Origin of the sequence: Pseudomonas sp. B16120, from assembly GCF_044218845.1 — a bacterium.
GTDB lineage: Bacteria > Pseudomonadota > Gammaproteobacteria > Pseudomonadales > Pseudomonadaceae > Aquipseudomonas > Aquipseudomonas paracarnis.
In genome coordinates this window covers 5,710,496-5,729,902 of sequence record NZ_CP162588.1, presented here as the reverse complement: position 1 = coordinate 5,729,902, position 19,407 = coordinate 5,710,496, and the positions used below count along the sequence as shown (strand labels likewise).

Here is a 19,407-nt window from a genome sequence, read left to right as displayed (position 1 = left end):
GCTCGATCATCATCGTCTGCATGGGTCATCAGGAAGTGTATCTGCCGAATATTCACTGAGGGTAGTTTCTGATCAGTCTTCGGCATGGAAATGTTGCCCGGGCGTCCGGTCTTGGCCAATGGCAGCCTCGGAAACGCATCGATGGGCACAGCCGACACGGTTGATCGTCTGTTTGAAGAATAGGTGTGCTCGTCAGTAGCCTTGTTAGGCTCGTCAGAAGAGACGTGCACCGCTGGCAAAAGAGCCAGCCCTGACGTGTGAAGCAGTGTCTCGGTCGCGTGTGCGGCGTCGACGGTGAAGCATCAAGCGATATCCGCAAATGCCAACAGCCCGGCTGAGGGCCGGGCTTGGCAGAAGCTTGCTACGAACGTCTGTGTATTAGTACAGACGAACGGCGCGGCGCTGTTCGCGCTGAACTTTCTTAGCGTGACGCTTAACAGCGGCTGCTGCTTTGCGCTTACGCTCAGAAGTTGGCTTCTCATAAAATTCGCGGCTACGAACTTCAGCCAGAACACCGGCTTTTTCGCAGGAGCGCTTGAAACGACGCAGAGCTACGTCGAAGGGTTCGTTCTCTTTTACTTTGACGGCTGGCATCCAGAGCTACCTTCTTTCATTACCGGGAATCAACGTTCTCGTCGCAAAAAATTCGCGGCTGAGGTCGTCGGTTTTTAAGGGTTGCGGATGTTAACCCCTCATTGCCCGGAATGCAAAGCCTCTGATCGAAAACCGCTAGTCGGGAGGGGGAGTGGCGACTATTATGCGCGCCTTCGAATTCAGCCTCTACAAGGCGCAAACCCATGCTAGTACTGGGACTTGAAACCTCCTGCGACGAAACCGGAGTCGCACTATACGACAGTGAACGCGGGCTTTTGGCCGATGCACTGTTCAGTCAGATCGACCTGCATCGCGCCTATGGCGGCGTGGTGCCGGAGCTTGCCAGCCGCGATCACGTCAAGCGCATGCTGCCATTGATCCGCCAGGTGCTGGATGAGGCCGGTTGTGTGGCAACCGAGATCGATGCCATTGCCTATACGGCAGGGCCCGGATTGGTCGGAGCCCTGCTGGTTGGGGCCTCTTGCGCCCAGGCGCTGGCCTTTGCCTGGGGTATTCCTGCTCTTGGTGTGCACCATATGGAAGGCCACTTATTGGCGCCCATGCTGGAAAAAACACCGCCGGAGTTCCCGTTCGTCGCTTTGTTGGTTTCGGGCGGGCATACGCAGCTGGTTCAGGTGGATGGGATCGGTCAATACACACTGTTGGGCGAGTCGCTGGACGATGCCGCCGGTGAAGCGTTCGACAAAACCGCGAAGATGATGGGGCTTAATTATCCGGGGGGGCCGGAAATCGCCCGTCTTGCCGAGAACGGCGTTGCCGGTCGCTACACCTTCCCGCGGCCGATGTGTGATCGTCCTGGCTTGATGTTCAGTTTCAGCGGTTTGAAAACCTCTGCCTTGAACACCTGGCAGCAGAGCGTCAGCGCCGGGGACGACGGCCAGCAAGCCCGTTGCGACATCGCGCTGGCGTTCCAGCAGGCTGTGGTGGAGACTTTGACCATCAAGTGCAAGCGCGCCCTGAAACAGGCGGGCATGAAGCGGCTGGTGATCGCAGGCGGCGTCAGCGCCAACAAGGCGTTGCGCAGTTCTCTGGAAAAAATGCTCGGCGACATGAATGGCAACGTGTTTTACGCACGCCCTGAGTTCTGCACTGACAACGGCGCGATGATTGCCTACGCCGGTTGCCAGCGCTTGCAGGCCGGGCAGCACGAAAGCCTGGCGATCAGCGTGCAGGCGCGCTGGCCGATGGAGCAATTGCCGCCGTTGTAAGGTTCAAGGGCACCGGGTCCAGGCGGGGTATTTAAAAATGCCGTTCGCGCCCGGCAAACAGGTCGCGTAGATTGCCGCGGTGGCGCCAGACGATCAGCAGTGTCAGCACGCTCATCGGTAGCAGCGCTTCTGGTTCCTGCCAGGCCAGCAGCGGCAGGGTCAGCGGCGTGGCAATCAGCGCGGCCAGCGAGCTGGTGCGGGTCAGGTAGAACGTCAGCAGCCAGGCGAGCATGGCCAGTAACGCCGCAGGGGGGTAAATGCCCAGCAGCATGCCGGCCGCCGTGGCGACGCCCTTGCCGCCGCGAAAGCGGAAGTACAACGGGAACAGGTGGCCCAGGACGGCACACAGGCCCACCCAGGCTTGCTGTTGCAAGCTAAGGCCGACGAGGCTGGCGATGAGCACGGGCAGCAGGCCCTTGCAGACGTCGCCCAGCAAGGTCAGGACGGCGAGTTTCTTGCCGGCCAGGCGCAACATATTGGTGGCGCCGGCATTGCCTGAGCCACTCATTCGCGGATCGGGATTTCCCGTCAAGCGGCTGAGCAAAATGGCGAAGGACAGCGAGCCGAGCAGGTAGGCGAAAATCGCCAGTGACCAAAACATGCTAACTATTCCGGGCGAGGACGCCCTGATTCTAACGGGGCATCGCGCCCTTGTCGTGCTGCGGAGAAAAGTGCTTGGACAGAGTGTTTATCGAAGGCCTGGAAGTCGACACCGTGATCGGGGCTTACGACTGGGAGCGCGGAATCCGGCAATGCCTGCGCCTGGACCTGAGCTTCGCCTGGGATAATCGCCCAGCTGCGGCAGGTGACGACCTGACCCTGGCACTGGATTACGCCAGGGTGTCTGCGCGTATCCAGGCCTTTGCCGAGCATTCCCAGTACCAACTGGTGGAAACCTTTGCCGAGCGTCTGGCCGAAGTGCTGATGAGTGAGTTCCAGATTCCCTGGCTGCACCTCAAGTTGACCAAGCCCGGCGCGGTACCGGCTGCCAAGGGCGTGGGCGTGGAGATCGAGCGCGGATGTCGTTGACTCAGGTTTACCTCGGGCTTGGCAGCAATATCGACCGCGAGGCTCGTCTATGCGCCGGCTTGGATGCGTTGGCGGGCTTCTTGACGGATATGCGCTGTTCGGCGGTGTTCGAAAGCCAGCCGGTGGGGATCAAAAGTGGGCCGTTTTTCAATCTGGTGGTGTCGGCTTATACCGACCTGCCGTTGATGGAACTTGATCGCCGGTTGAAATCCATCGAGGCCGACAACGGCCGCTACGCGCCCGACCGCAAAGGCCTGCCGTTGGATATCGATGTGTTGTTGTATGGCGATTGGGTGGGCAATTTCGATGGCTTGATCTTGCCGCGAGCCGAAATTCTGAAAAACGCCTTTGTGTTGTGGCCGCTGTCGATGATGGCGCCGGAGCGTCTGCACCCGGAGGCGGGCAAGACAATGGCCGAGTTGTGGCGAGACGCGCAAATTGATCAGGTATTGGCGCCTGTGGCGTTCGAGTGGCAGGGTCAGCCACTCACGCCACAAGCTCTTTTGTAGGAGCCGAGCGTGCTCGCGAAAAACCTGAGGGCGCTGCGTCATCGTTGAGGTTCTTCGCGAGCAAGCTCGCTCCTACAAGGGCTTTTGCTGTTCTTTGTAGGCTTTAAGCGCCTTGAGCCGTTCGCGCTTGAGCGCCTCGCCCAGTTCGGGGCCTTTGAAACCCTTTTCTAGCAGCGGCGCGACCGGCACTTCGCGTGCCACCTTTGCCGCTCCGCGCAAATAATCGGCCTGTGGATAACTGCGTTGCTCAAAACCCTCGCGGCCACGAGCGTCCATTTCGCAGGCCGCCACGAACTCTTCAAAGCGTTGCGGCCGACGGTACACGTCGAAGCTTTGCAGCAACTCCAGCAATGTCGAGGCCTTGAGTTCAAGCGCGCGATGCCCGTGAGTATGATATTGCCCCACCAGCAAGGCCAACTCCTGGCAATCCCTCGGCACCTTGAAACGCTCGTTCACCGCTTTGATCAGCTTCAAGCCGCGATGTTCGTGGGCAATGTGCTGCGGCAACTTATCCACAGGCGTCAGGCCTTTGCCCAGGTCGTGCAGCAGGCAGGCCCAGCGCACGCTCAGCGGTTGCTTGTGCAGGGCTGCTTGCTGCAGCACGCTCAAGGTATGCAAGCCGGTGTCTATTTCCGGGTGGTGAGCTGCGGGCTGCGGCACGCCGAACAGCGCATCCACCTCCGGCATCAAGGTTTTCAGTGCGTCGCAGTCACGCAGTACTTGGATAAATACCTGGGGTTGATCTTCCATCAGCGCCCGTGAGATTTCCTTCCAACTGCGCTCGGGGGTAAGGGCCTCCAACTCGCCGGACTCACTGAGTTGGCGCATTAATTCGAGGGTCTCAGGGGCGACTGTGAAGCCGAGAGGCGCATAGCGCGCGGCGAAACGCGCAACGCGTAGTACGCGGAGGGGATCTTCGGCGAACGCGGGAGAAACATGCCGTAAAAGACGCGCTTCAAGATCACGTTGTCCCTGATAAGGATCAGTCAGGTTACCCTCGTCATCCTCCGCCATGGCATTGATGGTCAGGTCACGCCGGATCAGGTCTTCTTCCAGCGTAACGTCGGGGCTCGCATGGAATATAAAGCCACCGTAACCCCGGCCATTCTTGCGTTCGGTGCGAGCGAGGGCGTATTCGTCACCGTTTTTCGGATCGAGAAACACCGGAAAATCGGCGCCCACCGGTTTATAACCCTTGGCGAGCATCTCTTCAGCCGTCGCGCCAACGACGACGCGGTCTATATCGGTGACCTCGATGCCCAGAAGGCGATCACGCACGGCGCCGCCGACTTTGTAGATTTTCATGAAAAAGCCTCCATTAGCGGCACAGGATAACGCCTGAGCCTGGCCAATGGAGGCTTTGCTGTTTCAGAGATGCACGACGGCCATGTCCAGGCGGCCATAGTCGTTGTCGTTATGATCGCTGCGCGGTGGTACATGGTGGGTCTTCATCACTTGGTCGCCCTGCAGGGTTTCCAAATGAATATCAAAACCCCAGAGCCGATGCAGGTGCTTGAGCACTTCCTCAGTGGATTCGCCCAAGGGTTTGCGGTCGTGTTGCTGGTGACGCAGGGTCAGCGAACGGTCGCCACGCACATCAATGCTGTAGATCTGAACGTTAGGCTCGCGGTTACCCAGGTTGTATTGCGCGGCCAGGGTTTCGCGAATGATGCGGTAGCCGGGTTCGTCGTGGATGGCAGGCACCACCAGGTCATCCTTGAGGTCGTCGTCCAGGATGCTGAACAACTTAAGGTCGCGGATCACCTGGGGCGACAGGTACTGCAGGATAAAACTCTCATCCTTGAAGCTGCTCATGGCGAACTTGATGGTCGATAGCCAGTCGCTGCCGGCGATTTCCGGGAACCAGCGGCGGTCTTCCTCCGTGGGGTGCTCGCACATGCGGCGGATATCGCGGTACATGGCAAAACCCAGTGCATAGGGGTTGATGCCGTTGTAGTACGGGCTGTCGAAGCCTGGCTGGAAGACCACGCTCGTATGGGACGTGAGGAACTCCATCATGAAGCCGTCAGTGACCAGGCCTTCGTCGTACAGGTCGTTCATCAGGGTGTAATGCCAGAAGGTTGCCCAGCCTTCGTTCATTACTTGGGTTTGGCGCTGGGGATAAAAATATTGCGCGATCTTGCGCACGATGCGCACGATTTCGCGCTGCCAGGGCTCCAGCAGCGGTGCGTGCTTTTCGAGGAAATACAGGATGTTTTCCTGCGGTTCGGCGGGGAAGCGGGCATTGTCCTTGTCGCTGTTCTTGTCGGCGCGCTTGGGGATGGTGCGCCACAGGTCGTTGATCTGTTTCTGCAGGTGCTCCTCGCGCTCCTTCTGGCGCAGGCGTTCCTCTTCGGCGGAAATAGGATAGGGACGCTTATAGCGATCGACCCCATAATTCATCAGCGCGTGGCAGGAGTCCAACAGGTCTTCCACCGCATCGATACCGTGGCGCTCCTCGCACTGCATGATGTATTGCTTGGCGAACACCAGGTAATCAATGATCGAACTGGCATCGGTCCAGGTGCGAAACAGGTAGTTGCCCTTGAAGAAACTGTTATGCCCATAGCAGGCATGGGCCACTACCAGCGCCTGCATGCAGATGGTGTTTTCTTCCATCAGGTACGCGATGCACGGGTCGGAGTTGATCACGATCTCGTAGGCCAGGCCCATCTGGCCGCGTGTGTAGGACTTCTCGGTACTGAGAAAGTGTTTCCCGTAGGACCAATGGTGATAGCCCAGGGGCATGCCCACCGAGGCATAGGCATCCATCATCTGTTCAGCGGTGATGACTTCTATCTGATTGGGATAGGTGTCCAAGGCATAACCCGCCGCGATACGGCTGATTTCCCGGTCATAGGCCTGGATCAGTTCGAAGGTCCACTCGGAACCGGTGGAAATGGGTTGGCGCTTGTTCTCTTTTTTGGCGGTCATGTCACTAACCTGCGCTGGAAGAGTTCACGGAAGACCGGGTAGATATCGCCGGCCGAGACCAGTTGCTGCTGGGCGAACGTGTCGGCAAAGGCTTCGCCGATGCGCTCGTATTCGAACCAGAGGGCCTGGTGCTCACGGGGGGTGATTTCGACGTAAGTGTAGTACTGCACGAACGGCATGATCTGGTTGATCAAAATGTCCCGGCAGATCGGCGAGTCGTCGTTCCAGTTGTCGCCGTCGGAGGCTTGGGCGGCGTAGATGTTCCACTCGTTGGCGGGGTAGCGCTCGGCCATGATCTCCTGCATCAGCTTCAGTGCGCTGGAAACAATGGTGCCGCCGGTTTCCCGCGAGTAGAAAAACTCCTCTTCGTCCACCTCTCGCGCGCTGGTGTGATGGCGGATGAACACTACGTCAATCTTGTCGTAGTTTCGTTTCAGGAACAGGTACAGCAGGATAAAGAAGCGCTTGGCGATGTCCTTGGTGGCCTGGGTCATGGAGCCGGAAACGTCCATCAGGCAGAACATCACAGCCTTGGAGCTGGGGTTGGGTTGCTTGACCAGCAGGTTGTATTTCAAGTCAAAGGTATCGAGGAACGGCACGCGGTGGATGCGCGCGCTGAGTTTTTCGATTTCCGCCTCGATTTCCTGGATATCGCCGAAGTTGTCCGGTTCTTCGCGCTTCAAGCGTGCCAACTCTTCCTTGGCCTGCTTGAGTTTGGCGCGGCTGCTGCCGGACAGGGCGATACGCCGTGCGTGGGCTGAACGCAGGGTGCGGATGATGTTGATGCGCGACGGGTTGCCCTCGTTGCTGATCCCAGCACGTACGGTCTTGAAGGTATCGGTGCCGGTCAGGTTGCGTTTGACCAGGTTGGGCAGTTCGAGGTCTTCGAACATGAATTCGAGGAATTCTTCCTGAGTGATCTGGAATACGAATTCATCCATGCCTTCGCCAGAGTTGCCGGCTTTGCCCGGGCCTTTGCCGCCGCCACCGCCTTGTGGGCGCTGGATATGTTCGCCGGTGGTGAATTCCTTGTTGCCGGGGTGCACCACGGTCTGTTTGCCGCCGCGGCCATGGTGAAGCACCGGTTCGTCGATGTCCCGTCCGGGAATGCTGATTTGTTCGCCATGCTCCATATCGGTGATGGAGCGGCGGCTGACGGCCTCTTCTACCGCCTTTTTGATGTGGTCACGGTACCGCCGCAGGAAACGCTGGCGGTTTACCGTGCTCTTGTTCTTGCCATTGAGGCGTCGGTCGATCACATAGCTCATGGGGAGCCCTCCGGGCAGCTTCACGTTACAAGCTTCAAGCCGCGGGCTGGAAGCTTAGAGACAAGCGGTCAACTGCCAGGCCGGATGCCTGGCAGTGCGCGCTTGCCGCTGCCTTACTGCGATTTGCGAACCCGCAGGTACCACTCGGAGAGCAGTCGTACCTGTTTGTCGGTGTAGCCTCGCTCGACCATGCGTGTGACGAAGTCGTTGTGTTTTTGCTGATCCTCCTTGCTGGCCTTGGCGTTGAAGCTGATGACGGGCAGCAGGTCCTCGGTGTTGGAGAACATTTTCTTCTCGATGACCACCCGCAGCTTCTCGTAGCTGAGCCAAGTGGGGTTCTTGCCGTTGTTGTTGGCACGGGCGCGCAGTACGAAATTGACGATTTCGTTGCGGAAGTCCTTCGGATTGCTGATGCCGGCGGGTTTCTCGATTTTTTCCAATTCTTCGTTGAGGGCCACGCGATTGAGGATTTCGCCGGTTTCCGGGTCGCGGTATTCCTGATCCTGGATCCAGAAATCGGCGTACAGGACGTAGCGGTCGAAAATGTTCTGGCCGTATTCGCTGTAGGACTCCAGGTAAGCGGTCTGGATTTCCTTGCCGATGAACTCGATGTAGCGCGGCGCCAGGTATTCCTTGAGGAAGCGCAGGTAGCGCTCACGGGTTTCGGCCTGGAATTGCTCCTGTTCAATCTGTTGTTCCAGCACATAGAGCAAGTGCACCGGGTTGGCGGCAATCTCGTGGGGATCGAAGTTGAAGACCTTGGACAGGATCTTGAACGCAAAGCGCGTCGACAGACCGTTCATGCCCTCGTCCACACCGGCTGTATCACGGTATTCCTGGATCGACTTAGCCTTGGGATCGGTGTCCTTGAGGTTTTCGCCGTCGTAGACGCGCATCTTCGAATAGATATTGGAGTTCTCCGGCTCCTTGAGGCGCGACAGTACGGTGAACTGGGCAAGCATTTTCAGGGTGTCGGGGGCGCAATGGGCCTTGGCCAGGGAGCTGTTGAACAGCAGTTTGTCGTAAATCTTGATTTCGTCACTGACCCGCAGGCAGTACGGCACCTTGACGATATAGATCCGGTCGATGAAGGCTTCGTTGTTCTTGTTATTGCGGAAGGTATGCCATTCCGATTCGTTGGAGTGAGCCAGCAAGATCCCGGTAAATGGAATCGCCCCCAGGCCTTCGGTACTGTTGTAGTTACCTTCCTGGGTAGCGGTGAGCAGTGGGTGCAGCACCTTGATCGGTGCCTTGAACATCTCCACGAACTCCATCAGGCCCTGGTTGGCCCGGCACAATGCGCCCGAATAGCTGTAGGCATCGGCATCGTTCTGCGGAAACTCTTCCAGTTTGCGGATATCGACCTTGCCCACCAGTGCCGAAATGTCCTGATTGTTTTCATCGCCGGGTTCGGTCTTGGCCACGCCGATCTGGTTGAGGATCGACGGGTAGAGTTTCACCACCCGGAACTGGCTGATATCACCGCCGAACTCGGCCAGGCGCTTGGTGGCCCAGGGCGACATGATGGTGTTGAGGTAGCGCCGCGGGATACCGAAGTCTTCCTCGAGGATCGCGCCATCTTCCGTGGCGTTGAACAGGCCCAGGGGCGACTCGAAGACGGGCGAGCCCTTGATCGCATAGAAGGGCACCTTCTCGATCAATTGCTTGAGCTTTTCCGCCAGGGACGATTTGCCGCCGCCGACCGGGCCGAGCAAATAGAGGATCTGCTTCTTCTCTTCCAGGCCTTGGGCGGCATGGCGGAAGTAGGAAACGATCTGGTCGATGCATTCTTCCATCCCATGGAAGTCTTCAAAGGCCGGATAGCGGCGGATCACCTTGTTGGAAAATATCCGCGACAGGCGCGAATTATTGGCGGTTTCCACCAGTTCTGGCTCGCCAATCGCCAATAGCAAGCGTTCGGCGGCAGAAGCGTAGGTGCTGCGGTCCTGTTTGCACAGCTCGAGATACTCCTGAAGCGTGAGTTCTTCCTGCTGTGTGGACGCGAAGCGTTGTTGGAAGTGGCTAAAGATACTCATGACGTCGTCACCTCGCTCGATACGTGGAGCCGACGCCGGATCAATCAGTCGATGCTGGCAGTCATTGACGCACGCCAATGGCTGTTTTCCCCCCAGAACACCCTGAAACGCTACCGATGACCCGTACGCCGGTGTACCGGCTCTCCCCTGATTCGGATGGCCTGCGCTTAAGGATAGTTCGGAATCCGGGAGGTCAAGGCGCGATGCGCAATTAGTTTGGCTGCGCCGTTCGTCAGAAACGGCGCAAGCCCAAGCGTCACGCGGGGTAGCGGGGTGTGAAAAAAATTATTGCGAATCGCCCGAAGAAATTTCCGCGGGATAGGTCGTACGCCACAGCTCAAACCCGCCGTCCAGGCTGTAGACGTCAGAGAAACCCTGGCTGATCAGATACGCGGCTGCACTCTGGCTGGAATTGCCGTGGTAGCAGGCGACGATCAGCGGTGCATCGAGGTCGGCGGCGCGGATGAAGTCGGCGATGTTGACGTTGTCCAAGTGCTGGGCGCCGGTGATGTGAGCGGCGGCATAAGTAGGCTGGTCGCGGATGTCGACGACTACGGCACCTTGCTCGCGCAGGGTCTGTGCTTCTTGGGGAGGGATACGTTTGAATTCGGTCATGGCGGGCTCCTATTGCTTGGCGGTGGCCGGCAGGGTAATGGAAAGGGGCGATTCGCACTGGCAGTCGAGGCGCTTGCCCGTGTCGATGTTCATCAGGGTCATGGCACCGCCCCACACGCAACCGGTGTCGAGGGCGAACACGCCGGGTTCATCGCACTTGCCTTCCAGCGCGGCCCAGTGGCCAAAGATGATCTTTGTGTCTCGGGTCCTGCGTTCCTTGTAGGCGAACCAGGGCTTGTAGCCGGGCAGGGCGGTGTCGGCGCCTTCCTTGCTTTTGAGGTCCAGTTTGCCTTCGGCCGTGCAGAAGCGCATCCGCGTGAAGTAGTTGGTGATGACTCGCAGGCGGGCCACGCCGGTGAGGTCGTTGTCCCACTTCACTGGGTCGTTGCCGTACATGCCGTCGAGGTAAGCGGTGTACAGGTTGTCATCAGCCAATGCACTTTCAACTTCGGCAGCGCACTTGAGGGCTTTTTTCAGCGTCCACTGCGGCGGGATACCGGCATGCACCAAGGCCATGTTGCGATCCTCGTCGTAGTGCATAAGTTTTTGCCGGCGCAGCCAGTCGAGCAGTTGAGCGCGGTCTGGGGCTTCGAGAATTTCCCGCAGGGTGTCGCCTTTTTTGAGGCGCTCGATAGTGTTGCCGGCCGCAAGCAGATGCAGGTCATGGTTGCCCAGCACGCATACCAAGGAATCACGCAGGCCATAGAGGTAGCGCAGGGTTTCCAGGGACTGTGGGCCCCGGTTAACCAAGTCTCCCACCAACCACAAGCGATCATTTGCCGGGTCGAAGGCTACGCGCTCCAGCAGGCGCTTGAGAGGGTCCAGGCAACCTTGCAGGTCGCCGACCGCGTACGTCGCCATCAGTGCAGGGCTCCTGGCACAGCCAGGCGGAAGGGCTTGATGATTGCATCGAACAGTTGGCCGTCGGTGGCCTTCATTTGATACGAGCCTTGCATGGTGCCGACCTTGGAGGTCATTACCGTGCCGCTGCTATAAGTGTGGCTGGCGCCGCTGTCGATCAACGGTTGCTGGCCGACAACGCCTGCCCCGCGCACTTCCTCGACCTGGCCGTCGCCATCGGTGATGACCCAGTGGCGCGACAGCAGCTTGGCCGGCACCAGCCCGTTGTTCTTCACTGTAATGGTGTAGGCAAAGGCGAAGCGGTTATGTTCGGGTTGCGATTGGTCCGCCAGGAAGCGGGTGACGACGCTGACGTCTATCTGATAGCGAGGATCGGACATGCAAGAGGCCTTAAAAGCGAAGGACAGCAGATGCGGGTCAGTCTAGGCCAAGAGGTGGGCACTAGGCCAGACATGCTGTCTGGGCTCTTGAACTTGATGAAACGACTCTATCAACGTAACGCGGTTAAACCTGTGGGAGCGGGCTTGCTCGCGAATGCGGTGCGTCAGTCAACTGATCTATAACTGATCCACCGCATTCGCGAGCAAGCCCGCTCCCACATTGGAGGGTGTTGAACCCTATTGCGCTGTTGGCGCTGGCTGGATGGCAAGCTGGTCAGCCAGGCGCACGAACGCGGCCAGGTCCAGTTGCTCGGGGCGCAGGCCGCCGTCGACGCCGGCGGCTTCGATTTCAGCATTGCTCAGCAGGGCTTTGAGTGTGTTACGCAAGGTCTTGCGGCGTTGGTTGAACGCTTCGCGTACCACACGTTCCAGCAGTTTGTGATCCTTGGCCGGGTGCGGCAGTACGGCATGCGGCACCAGGCGCACGATGGCTGAATCGACCTTCGGTGGCGGGTTGAACGCGCCCGGGCCGACGTTGAACAGGTGCTCTACGCGGCAGTGATACTGGACCATGATCGACAAGCGGCCCCAGTCACCACCGCCAGGGCCTGCGGCCAGGCGCTCCACCACTTCCTTTTGCAGCATGAAGTGCATGTCGCGGATGATCCCGGCGTTGTTCAGCAGGTGAAAAATCAGCGGTGTGGAGATGTTGTACGGCAGGTTGCCCACCACCCGCAGGCTATTGGGCGCGGCATTGAGGCTATTGAAGTCGAACTTCAGCGCATCGCCCTGGTGCAGATTGAAGTTGGACTTGCCGGCGAACTGCTGGTTGAGGATCGGGATCAAGTCCTTGTCCAGTTCCACCACGTCCAGTTGCCCACCGCTGGCCAGCAGGCCTTGTGTCAGTGCGCCCTGGCCCGGGCCGATTTCCAGCAGGCGGTCTTCTGGCTTGGCATGGATGGAGCGCAGGATGCGATCGATTACGCCAGCGTCATGCAGGAAGTTCTGCCCGAAGCGCTTGCGCGCCCGGTGTTGGTAATGCTCAGTCATATACGGGTCTCGGCCATCTGATAGGCGGTTTCCAGGGCCACGTGCAGGCTGCCGGTATCGATCTTGCCGCTGCCTGCGAGGTCCAGGGCGGTGCCATGGTCGACGGAAGTGCGGATGATCGGCAGGCCCAGTGTCACGTTGACTGCGGCGCCGAAGCCTTTGTATTTCAGCACGGGCAGCCCCTGGTCGTGGTACATCGCCAGCACTGCGTCGCAGTGCTCCAGATATTTGGGGGTGAACAGAGTGTCTGCAGGCAATGGGCCGCGTAGGTCCATGCCTTCTTGGCGCAGGCGCTCTAATGTCGGTTCAATGATGTCGATTTCTTCATGGCCCAAGTGGCCGCCTTCACCGGCGTGGGGGTTAAGCCCACAGACCAGGATACGCGGCTGGGCAATGCCGAATTTGTGTTGCAGGTCGCTGTGCAGGATGCGCGTGACACGCTCCACACGCTCGGCAGTGATGGCATCGGCGATTTCACGCAGCGGCAAGTGGGTGGTCACCAGCGCCACACGCAGGCCGCGGGTGGCGAGCATCATCACCACTTGAGCGGTATGGGTCAGTTCCGCGAGGAATTCGGTATGGCCGGAAAAGGCGATACCGGATTCGTTGATCACACCTTTGTGCACCGGTGCGGTAATCATGCCGGCGAAGTCGCCGTCGATGCAGCCTTGGCCCGCACGGGTCAACGTCTCCAGCACAAATGCCGCGTTGGCCGTATTCAACTGCCCTGCAACCACTTTGGCTTGCAGCGGGGTGTCCCACACATACAGGCTGCCGGCGGGGGCCGGCAGGTCGGGCCAGTTGCCCGGCGCCACGTCCAGCAGGTTGACGGCCACACCCAGTTGCGCGGCCCGCTCAAGGAGCAGGTCGCGGCTGGTAATGGCAATCAGGGGGTGTGGCTGGGGTTGCGAGGCGAGCAGCAGGCACAGGTCTGGACCAATGCCGGCTGGCTCGCCGGGTGTCACCGCGAAACGCTGGGGTTTCACTGGGGTGCCTGGTCGGTGCCTGTTTGCTCGGCGCCTGGCAGCTTGTTCTCTACATACGCTTCGTCACGGATCTGACGCAGCCAGGTTTGCAGCTCTTCGTCGTATTTGCGGTTACGCAGTACGCTCAGGGCTTGCTGCTCGCGGGCCTGGGTGGTGTTGTCCGTGGCGCGACGGCCAAGCACTTCCAGCACATGCCAGCCGTACTGAGTCTTGAACGGCTTGGACAATACGCCTTGCGGTGTCTCGGCCATAACCTGCTGGAACTCAGGCACCAGAGCTTTCGGGTCGATCCAGTTCAGATCGCCGCCGTTAAGGGCAGAACCTGGGTCTTCCGAGAAGCTTTTAGCCAGGGTGGCGAAGTCTTCACCGCTTTCAATGCGGTCGTAGATCTTCTGGGCCAGTTCCTTGGTTTGTGCCTCAGTGCGGATTTCGCTCGGTTTGACCAGGATGTGACGAACATGGACTTCGTCTTTCAGCGAAGTCTCGCCGCCGCGACGTTCCAGCAGCTTCAGGATGATGAAGCCACCCGGGGTGCGGGCTGGCTGGGTAATGCCACCGACTTCCATGGCGCTCAATTCGCGATCAAACGGAGGTGGCAATTGAGCGGCTTTACGCCAGCCCATGTCACCGCCTTCGAGGGCGTTGTCGCTGCCGGACTGAGCAATGGCCATCTGGGCAAAATCTGCACCCGCTTTCAGGCGCTCATAGATCGCCTGGGTTTTAGCGGCGGCGGCATTAAGCTGCTCAGAGTTGGCTCCGTCCGGGGTTGGGATCAGGATATTGGCCAAGTGCAACTCTTCGGAGAGCTGCATCTTGCCCAGGTCCGAGGCCAGGAAGTTCTTCACTTCCTGCTCGGACACCTGAACCCGCTCGGCCACACGGCGCTGGCGCACACGGCTGATGATCATTTCGCGCTTGATCTGGTCACGGGCGTCCTCGTAGGACAAACCATCGCGAGCCAGGGCGGCGCGGAACTGATCAATGCTCATGTTGTTACGCTGGGCGATGGTGCCAACGGCCTGGTTCAATTCTTCGTCTGAAATACGGATGCCAGAACGGTCGCCAATCTGCAATTGCAGGTTCTCGACGATCAGACGCTCCAGCACCTGGGGTTCCAGGACGCTGCTCGGTGGCACACCACCGCCACGCTTGGCGATGGTTTGCTGAACTTCCTTGACCCGTTGGTCCAGCTGGCTCTGCATGATCACGTCGTTGTCGACGATGGCCGCTACTTTATCCAGCTGTTGAACTGCGGCGTGTGCCGAAACAGTACCCAGGAACAGCGCGCCCAGCACTAGCGGGCGCAAACACTCAGAAAGCTTTGTCTTCACGTTCACGATAACCTTGAATGCCTTTGTCGAGGAAGCTCTCTACCTTGGCGCCGGTCAGGCCGCCGAGTCCTTTAAGGACGATCTGGAAGAAGAGCCCGTGGTCACCCTTTTCGTTCTGAGGGGCGATCTGCGTGTATTCGTCGTTGGAAACCCAGTAACGGTTGATGACGCGCAGTTTCCAGCAGCAGTTGTCGTACTCGAAACCACCAAAGGCTTCCAGGGTACGGTTGCGAGCATAGTCATACTGCCAGCGCGTGATCAGGTTCCACTGGGGAATGATCGGCCACATCATCGAGAAGTCGTGTTGCTGGATTTTGTAGTAATCCTTCACGTAGTTCTCTTGGCCCGGGCTGCCGAAGTCTCCGCCGAACTGCCATTTACCGGTCAGTTGGTTGTAGACAACCTGGTCGTTGCGATAGCGGTAGCCCAGGTTGACGACCTTGTTCGGGTTGTCTTCCGGCTGGTAGTGGAACATCGCGCTGCCGGAGCGAGGGCTATGGCTCTCGGTGTCCCAGTTGTAGTCGGCTGTGGCGCGCCAGTCGCGGTTGAAGCGGAACTCGTACTCCAGTGCAACAGGAGATACGTTTGAGTGCGCGTCATCACGTGTCTTGGCGTCGATGCCAGGCAATTGAACTTCACGATCCTTGAAGTACACCGCTTGGCCGATGGAAGCGCGTTGACGTTCGAAACCGTTCTCTTCAATCCAGCGGCTGGTGAGACCAAAGGACAGCTTGTTTTCGTCGCCGATACGGTCGGAACCGCTGAAGCGGTTGTCCCGGAACAGCGAGGAGTAGCTGAACGAGTTCTCGCTGGTGTCGAAGACAGGAATCTCGGTCTGGTCTTTATTCGGTACGTAGAGGTAGAACGCACGAGGTTCGAGGGTCTGGTTGTAATCTTTACCAAACCAATTGGTTTTACGGTCGAAGTACAGGCCGCTGTCGATGCTTGCAATAGGTACTGAGCGGTCCTGTGAGCTATTGAAGGTTTGACCTCCTGCAGCCATCTGGCTCTTGCCTGTACCGTCAAGGTCAAGATCGTACTTGGTATATACGTACTTCAACTTCGGCGTCAAAAAGCCGTAGGACCAGTTCATCGGATAAGAGACAGCTGGCGCAAGGTTCAGACGAGTGCCGTTTGCACGAGTCAAGCCAGTGACGTTGGTATCGAGGCGACGCGAAACCAAGCCATTTTCGTCGGTAAAGTTACCGTTCTCCAGGTCTCGATCAAATCGTACGGCTTCGGTTTCATAACTGAAGTCCAGGCCGCCCGGATGAAAGGGCAGTTGGCCATTCAACGTGAGCTGCGGCAACCGGTCATACGGTGTGATCTGAGTGATTGTCGCCAGCTGATAAGCCTGGACATTCAAGCGGGCCTGATAAGAGTCGCCCCGATACGTCAAGGATCCCTGCTGGTTCAGAGCGTCCTGGCTCTCAACCCCTTCCTCATACGACTTCAAATCCTGGAAGTAATAAGGATCGCTGATCCGGGTGTAATCCACCTGCGACGTCAGACGCGAATCCAACCCACCCTTATGCTGCCAATTGAGCATATAGCGGGTCTTTTCGTAATCAGTCTGGTTCTTCCGCTCGTCGTTATCGTCGTTGAGGTACGCCCCACCAAACTGCCCTTCACTCGACTTGGTCAGATAGCGGAACTCGCCTTCCATCAACAAGCCACGTTTAGTCATGTACTGCGGGTACAACGTGGCATCGTAGTTCGGCGCCAGGTTGAAGTAGTACGGTGTTACCAGCGTAAAGCCAGTTTCCCCACCGGTGCTGAAGCTCGGCGGCAGGAAGCCGGATTGGCGACGGTCGTCGATCGGGAAGTAGATGTACGGGGTGTACAGGATCGGGATGTTCTTGACCCGCAACGTCGCGTTGGTCGCCGTACCGAAACCGGTGGCCGGGTTCAACGTGATGTTGTTGCCCTTGAGCTGCCAGGCGTTGCTGTCCGGCTCGCAGGTGGTGTACGTACCGTCCTTGAGACGGATGATCGCATTCTCTGCACGCTTGGCGTATAGCGCGTTACCGCGGATGCGTGACTTGTGCATCACGTATTCGGCGTTATCGATCTGGGCGGCGCCGGTGTCGAGCTGGACTTGAGCGTGGTCACCCACGATCAGGGCGCCGTTGTCGCGCAGGCGCACCTTGCCATTTAGTTCGCCACGGTTCTCAGCCTGGTACAGGCTGGCTTCGTCCGCTTCCAGTTGCATGCTGCCCTGGCGCATGACCACGTCACCGGCCAGGGTAGCGACCTGCTGCTCCTGCTCGTAACGCGAGGCCTTGGCGCCGATGAAGGTCGGCGCATCGCTCTTGTTCGTCTTGTCGTTCATGCCAGGACGAGTCGGCTCGATGTACGCGCCGCCGCAGTAAGGGCCGGTTTCGGCCAACTGTGCTGCGGTCAGCTTGTCGCGAGGTACCCAGTCCAGGTGGCTGTAGTCGGCGCTGCGCGAGCGCAGGCCACGGCCCTTGGCTTCGGTGACCAGCATGGTCTTGGGCTCGGCGTCGACGCTGCCGCCAGCTTTGCCTTGCGGCGTGCTGTTGGCCGAGCTGACGGCAGCACCGTCATGCACCGGGCGCGGTGGCAATGGGGCGGCGGCCGTCTTCGGCGCACAATCCCAGGCACCCGAAGCAGAGACTGAGCAGTCATACTGTTCCGCGGCGACCACGAATGAGGTGGCGAAAGGTTGCAAGGCCAGCAGACTGCCGGTTACCAGCAACGGAAATTTTCTACGAAACGCGGGGGATTTCAATGCCATCTTATTAGTCCGGGCTTCCTGCGTGCCATCTGCCCGCGGTTTGGGCCGCACGCCTCTCGATGGTCTGAAAAAGATGCGTGATAATAAAGCATGCCCCGCTTGACGGCTAGCGCCGTCGGAGACCCTTGTAATGCCCGAGCACGATCTACGTTTACAACAGCTGGAAGTCTGGCTGGATGAGCAGTTGCCGATTCTTTTCAACGCTCAGGACTGGGGCCCCGTGCCCCCGGCCACATTGACCGCGGCCAGCAGCGACGCGAGTTTCAGGCGTTACTTCCGATGGGAGGGCGGTGCCCATACGTTCGTCGTCATGGACGCGCCACCCCCCCAGGAAAACTGCAAACCTTTCGTCGATATTGCGCATTTGCTCGCGAAATCGGGAATAAATGTGCCAAAAATTTATGCAGAAGATTTGCCCCGTGGCTTTCTTTTGCTCAATGACCTAGGCACAAAAACCTATCTGGACGTGATTGACGGTGAAAATGCCGACCAATTATTTGCCGATGCCATCGACGCGCTGCTGGCTTTCCAGCAATTGCCGATGGATGCACCGTTGCCCAGCTATGACGTGGCTTTATTGCGTCGCGAGCTGGAGCTGTTCCCGGAATGGTATGTGCGCCGTCACTTGGGCATCGACCTCGACCCTGAGCAACAAGCCCTCTGGCAACGTGCCAGCCAGCAGTTGATCGACAGCGCCCTGGCCCAGCCCAAGGTGCTGGTGCACCGCGACTACATGCCGCGCAACCTGATGATCAGTGAGCCAAGCCCTGGCGTGCTGGATTTCCAGGACGCGGTCTACGGCCCGGTGACCTATGACATCACCTGCCTGTTCAAGGACGCCTTCCTCAGTTGGCCCCAGGCCCGCGTGCGCGAATGGCAGCGTGGCTATTGGCAGCGTGCCGGACAATTGGGGATTCCAGTACAGGACGACTTTGAGGAGTTCCTGCGTGCCAGCGACCTGATGGGCGTGCAGCGTCACCTCAAGGTTATCGGCATCTTTTCGCGTATCTGCCACCGCGACGGCAAACCACGCTACCTGGCCGACGTGCCGCGTTTCTTTGCTTATATAGAAGCGGTGCTGGCCGACCGACCCGAGTTGAGTGACCTGGGCGAGTTACTCGCCAGCCTGCGCGAACCTGCCGAGGCCAGCGTATGAAGGCGATGATCCTGGCGGCGGGCAAGGGCGAGCGCATGCGTCCGCTCACCCTGCATACGCCCAAGCCGCTGGTGCAAGCCGGCGGCAAGCGGCTGATCGAGTATCACCTTGAAGCCTTGGCGAAGGCCGGCTTTACCGAGATCGTGATCAACCACGCCTGGCTCGGCGAGCAGATCGAAAGCTACCTGGGCGACGGTGCCCAATTCGGTCTGCGCATCCGCTACTCGCCGGAGGGTGAACCGCTGGAAACGGGGGGTGGGATATTCCAGGCGTTGCCGCTGCTGGGCGACGAACCGTTTCTGGTGGTCAATGGCGATATATGGACCGACTACGATTTCATCCAGCTCAAGCAGCCGATCCGGGGCCTGGCGCACTTGGTGATGGTCGACAACCCAGCACACCACCCCTCGGGCGGGGATTTCTACCTGGATCACGGTGTGCTTCATGATGCCGCGCCCGGTGCCGATAACCTGACCTTCAGTGGCATTTCAGTGCTCGACCCTAAATTGTTCGCGGGTTGCAGCGCCGGTGCCTTCAAGCTGGCCCCGCTGTTGCGCGAGGCCATGGCCAAAGGTTTGGTAACGGGGGAGCACATGGCAGGACGCTGGGTGGATGTAGGGACGCTGGAGCGATTGGCGCAGGTCGAAACCTTGCTGACAGCGGGGCAGTAG

Annotated in this window: 18 protein-coding genes; 5 read left to right on the top strand and 13 right to left on the bottom strand. The window is 59.0% G+C overall.

Annotated elements, in window-relative coordinates; all coding sequences use genetic code 11:
* Positions 1–378: 378 nt before the first annotated feature.
* Complete coding sequence (gene rpsU, locus AB4P90_RS26855; RefSeq protein WP_002551877.1) at positions 379–594, bottom strand: 30S ribosomal protein S21; 216 nt, start codon at positions 592–594, stop codon at positions 379–381.
* A 203-nt stretch (positions 595–797) separates the two neighbouring features.
* Between rpsU and tsaD the strand changes: the two genes are divergently transcribed.
* A complete protein-coding gene (tsaD, locus tag AB4P90_RS26850) occupies positions 798–1,823 on the top strand; it encodes a tRNA (adenosine(37)-N6)-threonylcarbamoyltransferase complex transferase subunit TsaD (protein WP_003194748.1) in 1,026 nt (341 codons plus the stop codon).
* Between the two features lie 31 nt (positions 1,824–1,854).
* Here tsaD and plsY read toward each other — a convergent pair whose 3' ends face one another.
* Positions 1,855–2,424 (bottom strand): glycerol-3-phosphate 1-O-acyltransferase PlsY, encoded by a 570-nt coding sequence (gene plsY / locus AB4P90_RS26845; protein WP_014720187.1) that lies wholly within the window; start codon positions 2,422–2,424, stop codon positions 1,855–1,857.
* 74 nt (positions 2,425–2,498) lie between these two features.
* On the opposite strand from plsY, the gene folB reads away from it, so the two are divergent.
* On the top strand, positions 2,499–2,852 hold the full coding sequence (folB, locus tag AB4P90_RS26840; protein ID WP_014720186.1) for a dihydroneopterin aldolase: 354 nt from the start codon (positions 2,499–2,501) through the stop codon (positions 2,850–2,852).
* Entirely contained in the window at positions 2,843–3,361 is a 519-nt protein-coding gene (gene folK / locus AB4P90_RS26835; protein WP_014720185.1) for a 2-amino-4-hydroxy-6-hydroxymethyldihydropteridine diphosphokinase, read from the top strand. Before folB ends, folK begins: the two co-directional genes overlap by 10 nt.
* A gap of 72 nt (positions 3,362–3,433) precedes the next feature.
* Here folK and AB4P90_RS26830 read toward each other — a convergent pair whose 3' ends face one another.
* From AB4P90_RS26830 to AB4P90_RS26780, 11 genes are all read right to left on the bottom strand, one after another.
* Positions 3,434–4,666: a multifunctional CCA addition/repair protein gene (locus AB4P90_RS26830; protein WP_019817356.1), complete on the bottom strand. Its 1,233-nt coding sequence runs from the start codon at positions 4,664–4,666 to the stop codon at positions 3,434–3,436.
* A 63-nt stretch (positions 4,667–4,729) separates the two neighbouring features.
* Positions 4,730–6,295, bottom strand: coding sequence for a SpoVR family protein (locus AB4P90_RS26825; RefSeq protein WP_003194736.1), 1,566 nt, complete (start codon positions 6,293–6,295; stop codon positions 4,730–4,732).
* Complete coding sequence (locus tag AB4P90_RS26820; RefSeq protein WP_003194735.1) at positions 6,292–7,563, bottom strand: YeaH/YhbH family protein; 1,272 nt, start codon at positions 7,561–7,563, stop codon at positions 6,292–6,294. Before AB4P90_RS26820 ends, AB4P90_RS26825 begins: the two co-directional genes overlap by 4 nt.
* A 113-nt stretch (positions 7,564–7,676) precedes the next feature.
* Positions 7,677–9,599, bottom strand: coding sequence for a PrkA family serine protein kinase (locus AB4P90_RS26815; RefSeq protein WP_003194732.1), 1,923 nt, complete (start codon positions 9,597–9,599; stop codon positions 7,677–7,679).
* Positions 9,600–9,884: 285 nt separating this feature from the next.
* On the bottom strand, positions 9,885–10,214 hold the full coding sequence (glpE, locus tag AB4P90_RS26810; RefSeq protein ID WP_014720183.1) for a thiosulfate sulfurtransferase GlpE: 330 nt from the start codon (positions 10,212–10,214) through the stop codon (positions 9,885–9,887).
* Between the two features lie 9 nt (positions 10,215–10,223).
* The gene (locus AB4P90_RS26805; RefSeq protein WP_395605495.1) at positions 10,224–11,075 is read right to left on the bottom strand and encodes a symmetrical bis(5'-nucleosyl)-tetraphosphatase; all 852 of its coding nucleotides are present in this window, start codon (positions 11,073–11,075) and stop codon (positions 10,224–10,226) included.
* A complete protein-coding gene (apaG, locus tag AB4P90_RS26800) occupies positions 11,075–11,455 on the bottom strand; it encodes a Co2+/Mg2+ efflux protein ApaG (protein ID WP_003194726.1) in 381 nt (126 codons plus the stop codon). Before apaG ends, AB4P90_RS26805 begins: the two co-directional genes overlap by 1 nt.
* A 237-nt stretch (positions 11,456–11,692) precedes the next feature.
* Positions 11,693–12,505, bottom strand: a complete 813-nt coding sequence (rsmA, locus tag AB4P90_RS26795; protein WP_014720181.1) for a 16S rRNA (adenine(1518)-N(6)/adenine(1519)-N(6))-dimethyltransferase RsmA — start codon at positions 12,503–12,505, stop codon at positions 11,693–11,695.
* Complete coding sequence (gene pdxA / locus AB4P90_RS26790) at positions 12,502–13,491, bottom strand: 4-hydroxythreonine-4-phosphate dehydrogenase PdxA (RefSeq protein ID WP_003194722.1); 990 nt, start codon at positions 13,489–13,491, stop codon at positions 12,502–12,504. The genes rsmA and pdxA overlap by 4 nt, the downstream gene beginning before the upstream one ends.
* Positions 13,488–14,822 (bottom strand): peptidylprolyl isomerase, encoded by a 1,335-nt coding sequence (locus tag AB4P90_RS26785; RefSeq protein ID WP_137271085.1) that lies wholly within the window; start codon positions 14,820–14,822, stop codon positions 13,488–13,490. Before AB4P90_RS26785 ends, pdxA begins: the two co-directional genes overlap by 4 nt.
* On the bottom strand, positions 14,803–17,580 hold the full coding sequence (locus AB4P90_RS26780) for an LPS-assembly protein LptD (protein ID WP_395605494.1): 2,778 nt from the start codon (positions 17,578–17,580) through the stop codon (positions 14,803–14,805). Before AB4P90_RS26780 ends, AB4P90_RS26785 begins: the two co-directional genes overlap by 20 nt.
* Positions 17,581–17,710: 130 nt before the next feature.
* On the opposite strand from AB4P90_RS26780, the gene AB4P90_RS26775 reads away from it, so the two are divergent.
* Together AB4P90_RS26775 and murU are read left to right on the top strand one after the other, a co-directional pair.
* Complete coding sequence (locus tag AB4P90_RS26775) at positions 17,711–18,736, top strand: aminoglycoside phosphotransferase family protein (RefSeq protein WP_014720177.1); 1,026 nt, start codon at positions 17,711–17,713, stop codon at positions 18,734–18,736.
* Positions 18,733–19,407: an N-acetylmuramate alpha-1-phosphate uridylyltransferase MurU gene (gene murU, locus AB4P90_RS26770; protein ID WP_014720176.1), complete on the top strand. Its 675-nt coding sequence runs from the start codon at positions 18,733–18,735 to the stop codon at positions 19,405–19,407. Before AB4P90_RS26775 ends, murU begins: the two co-directional genes overlap by 4 nt.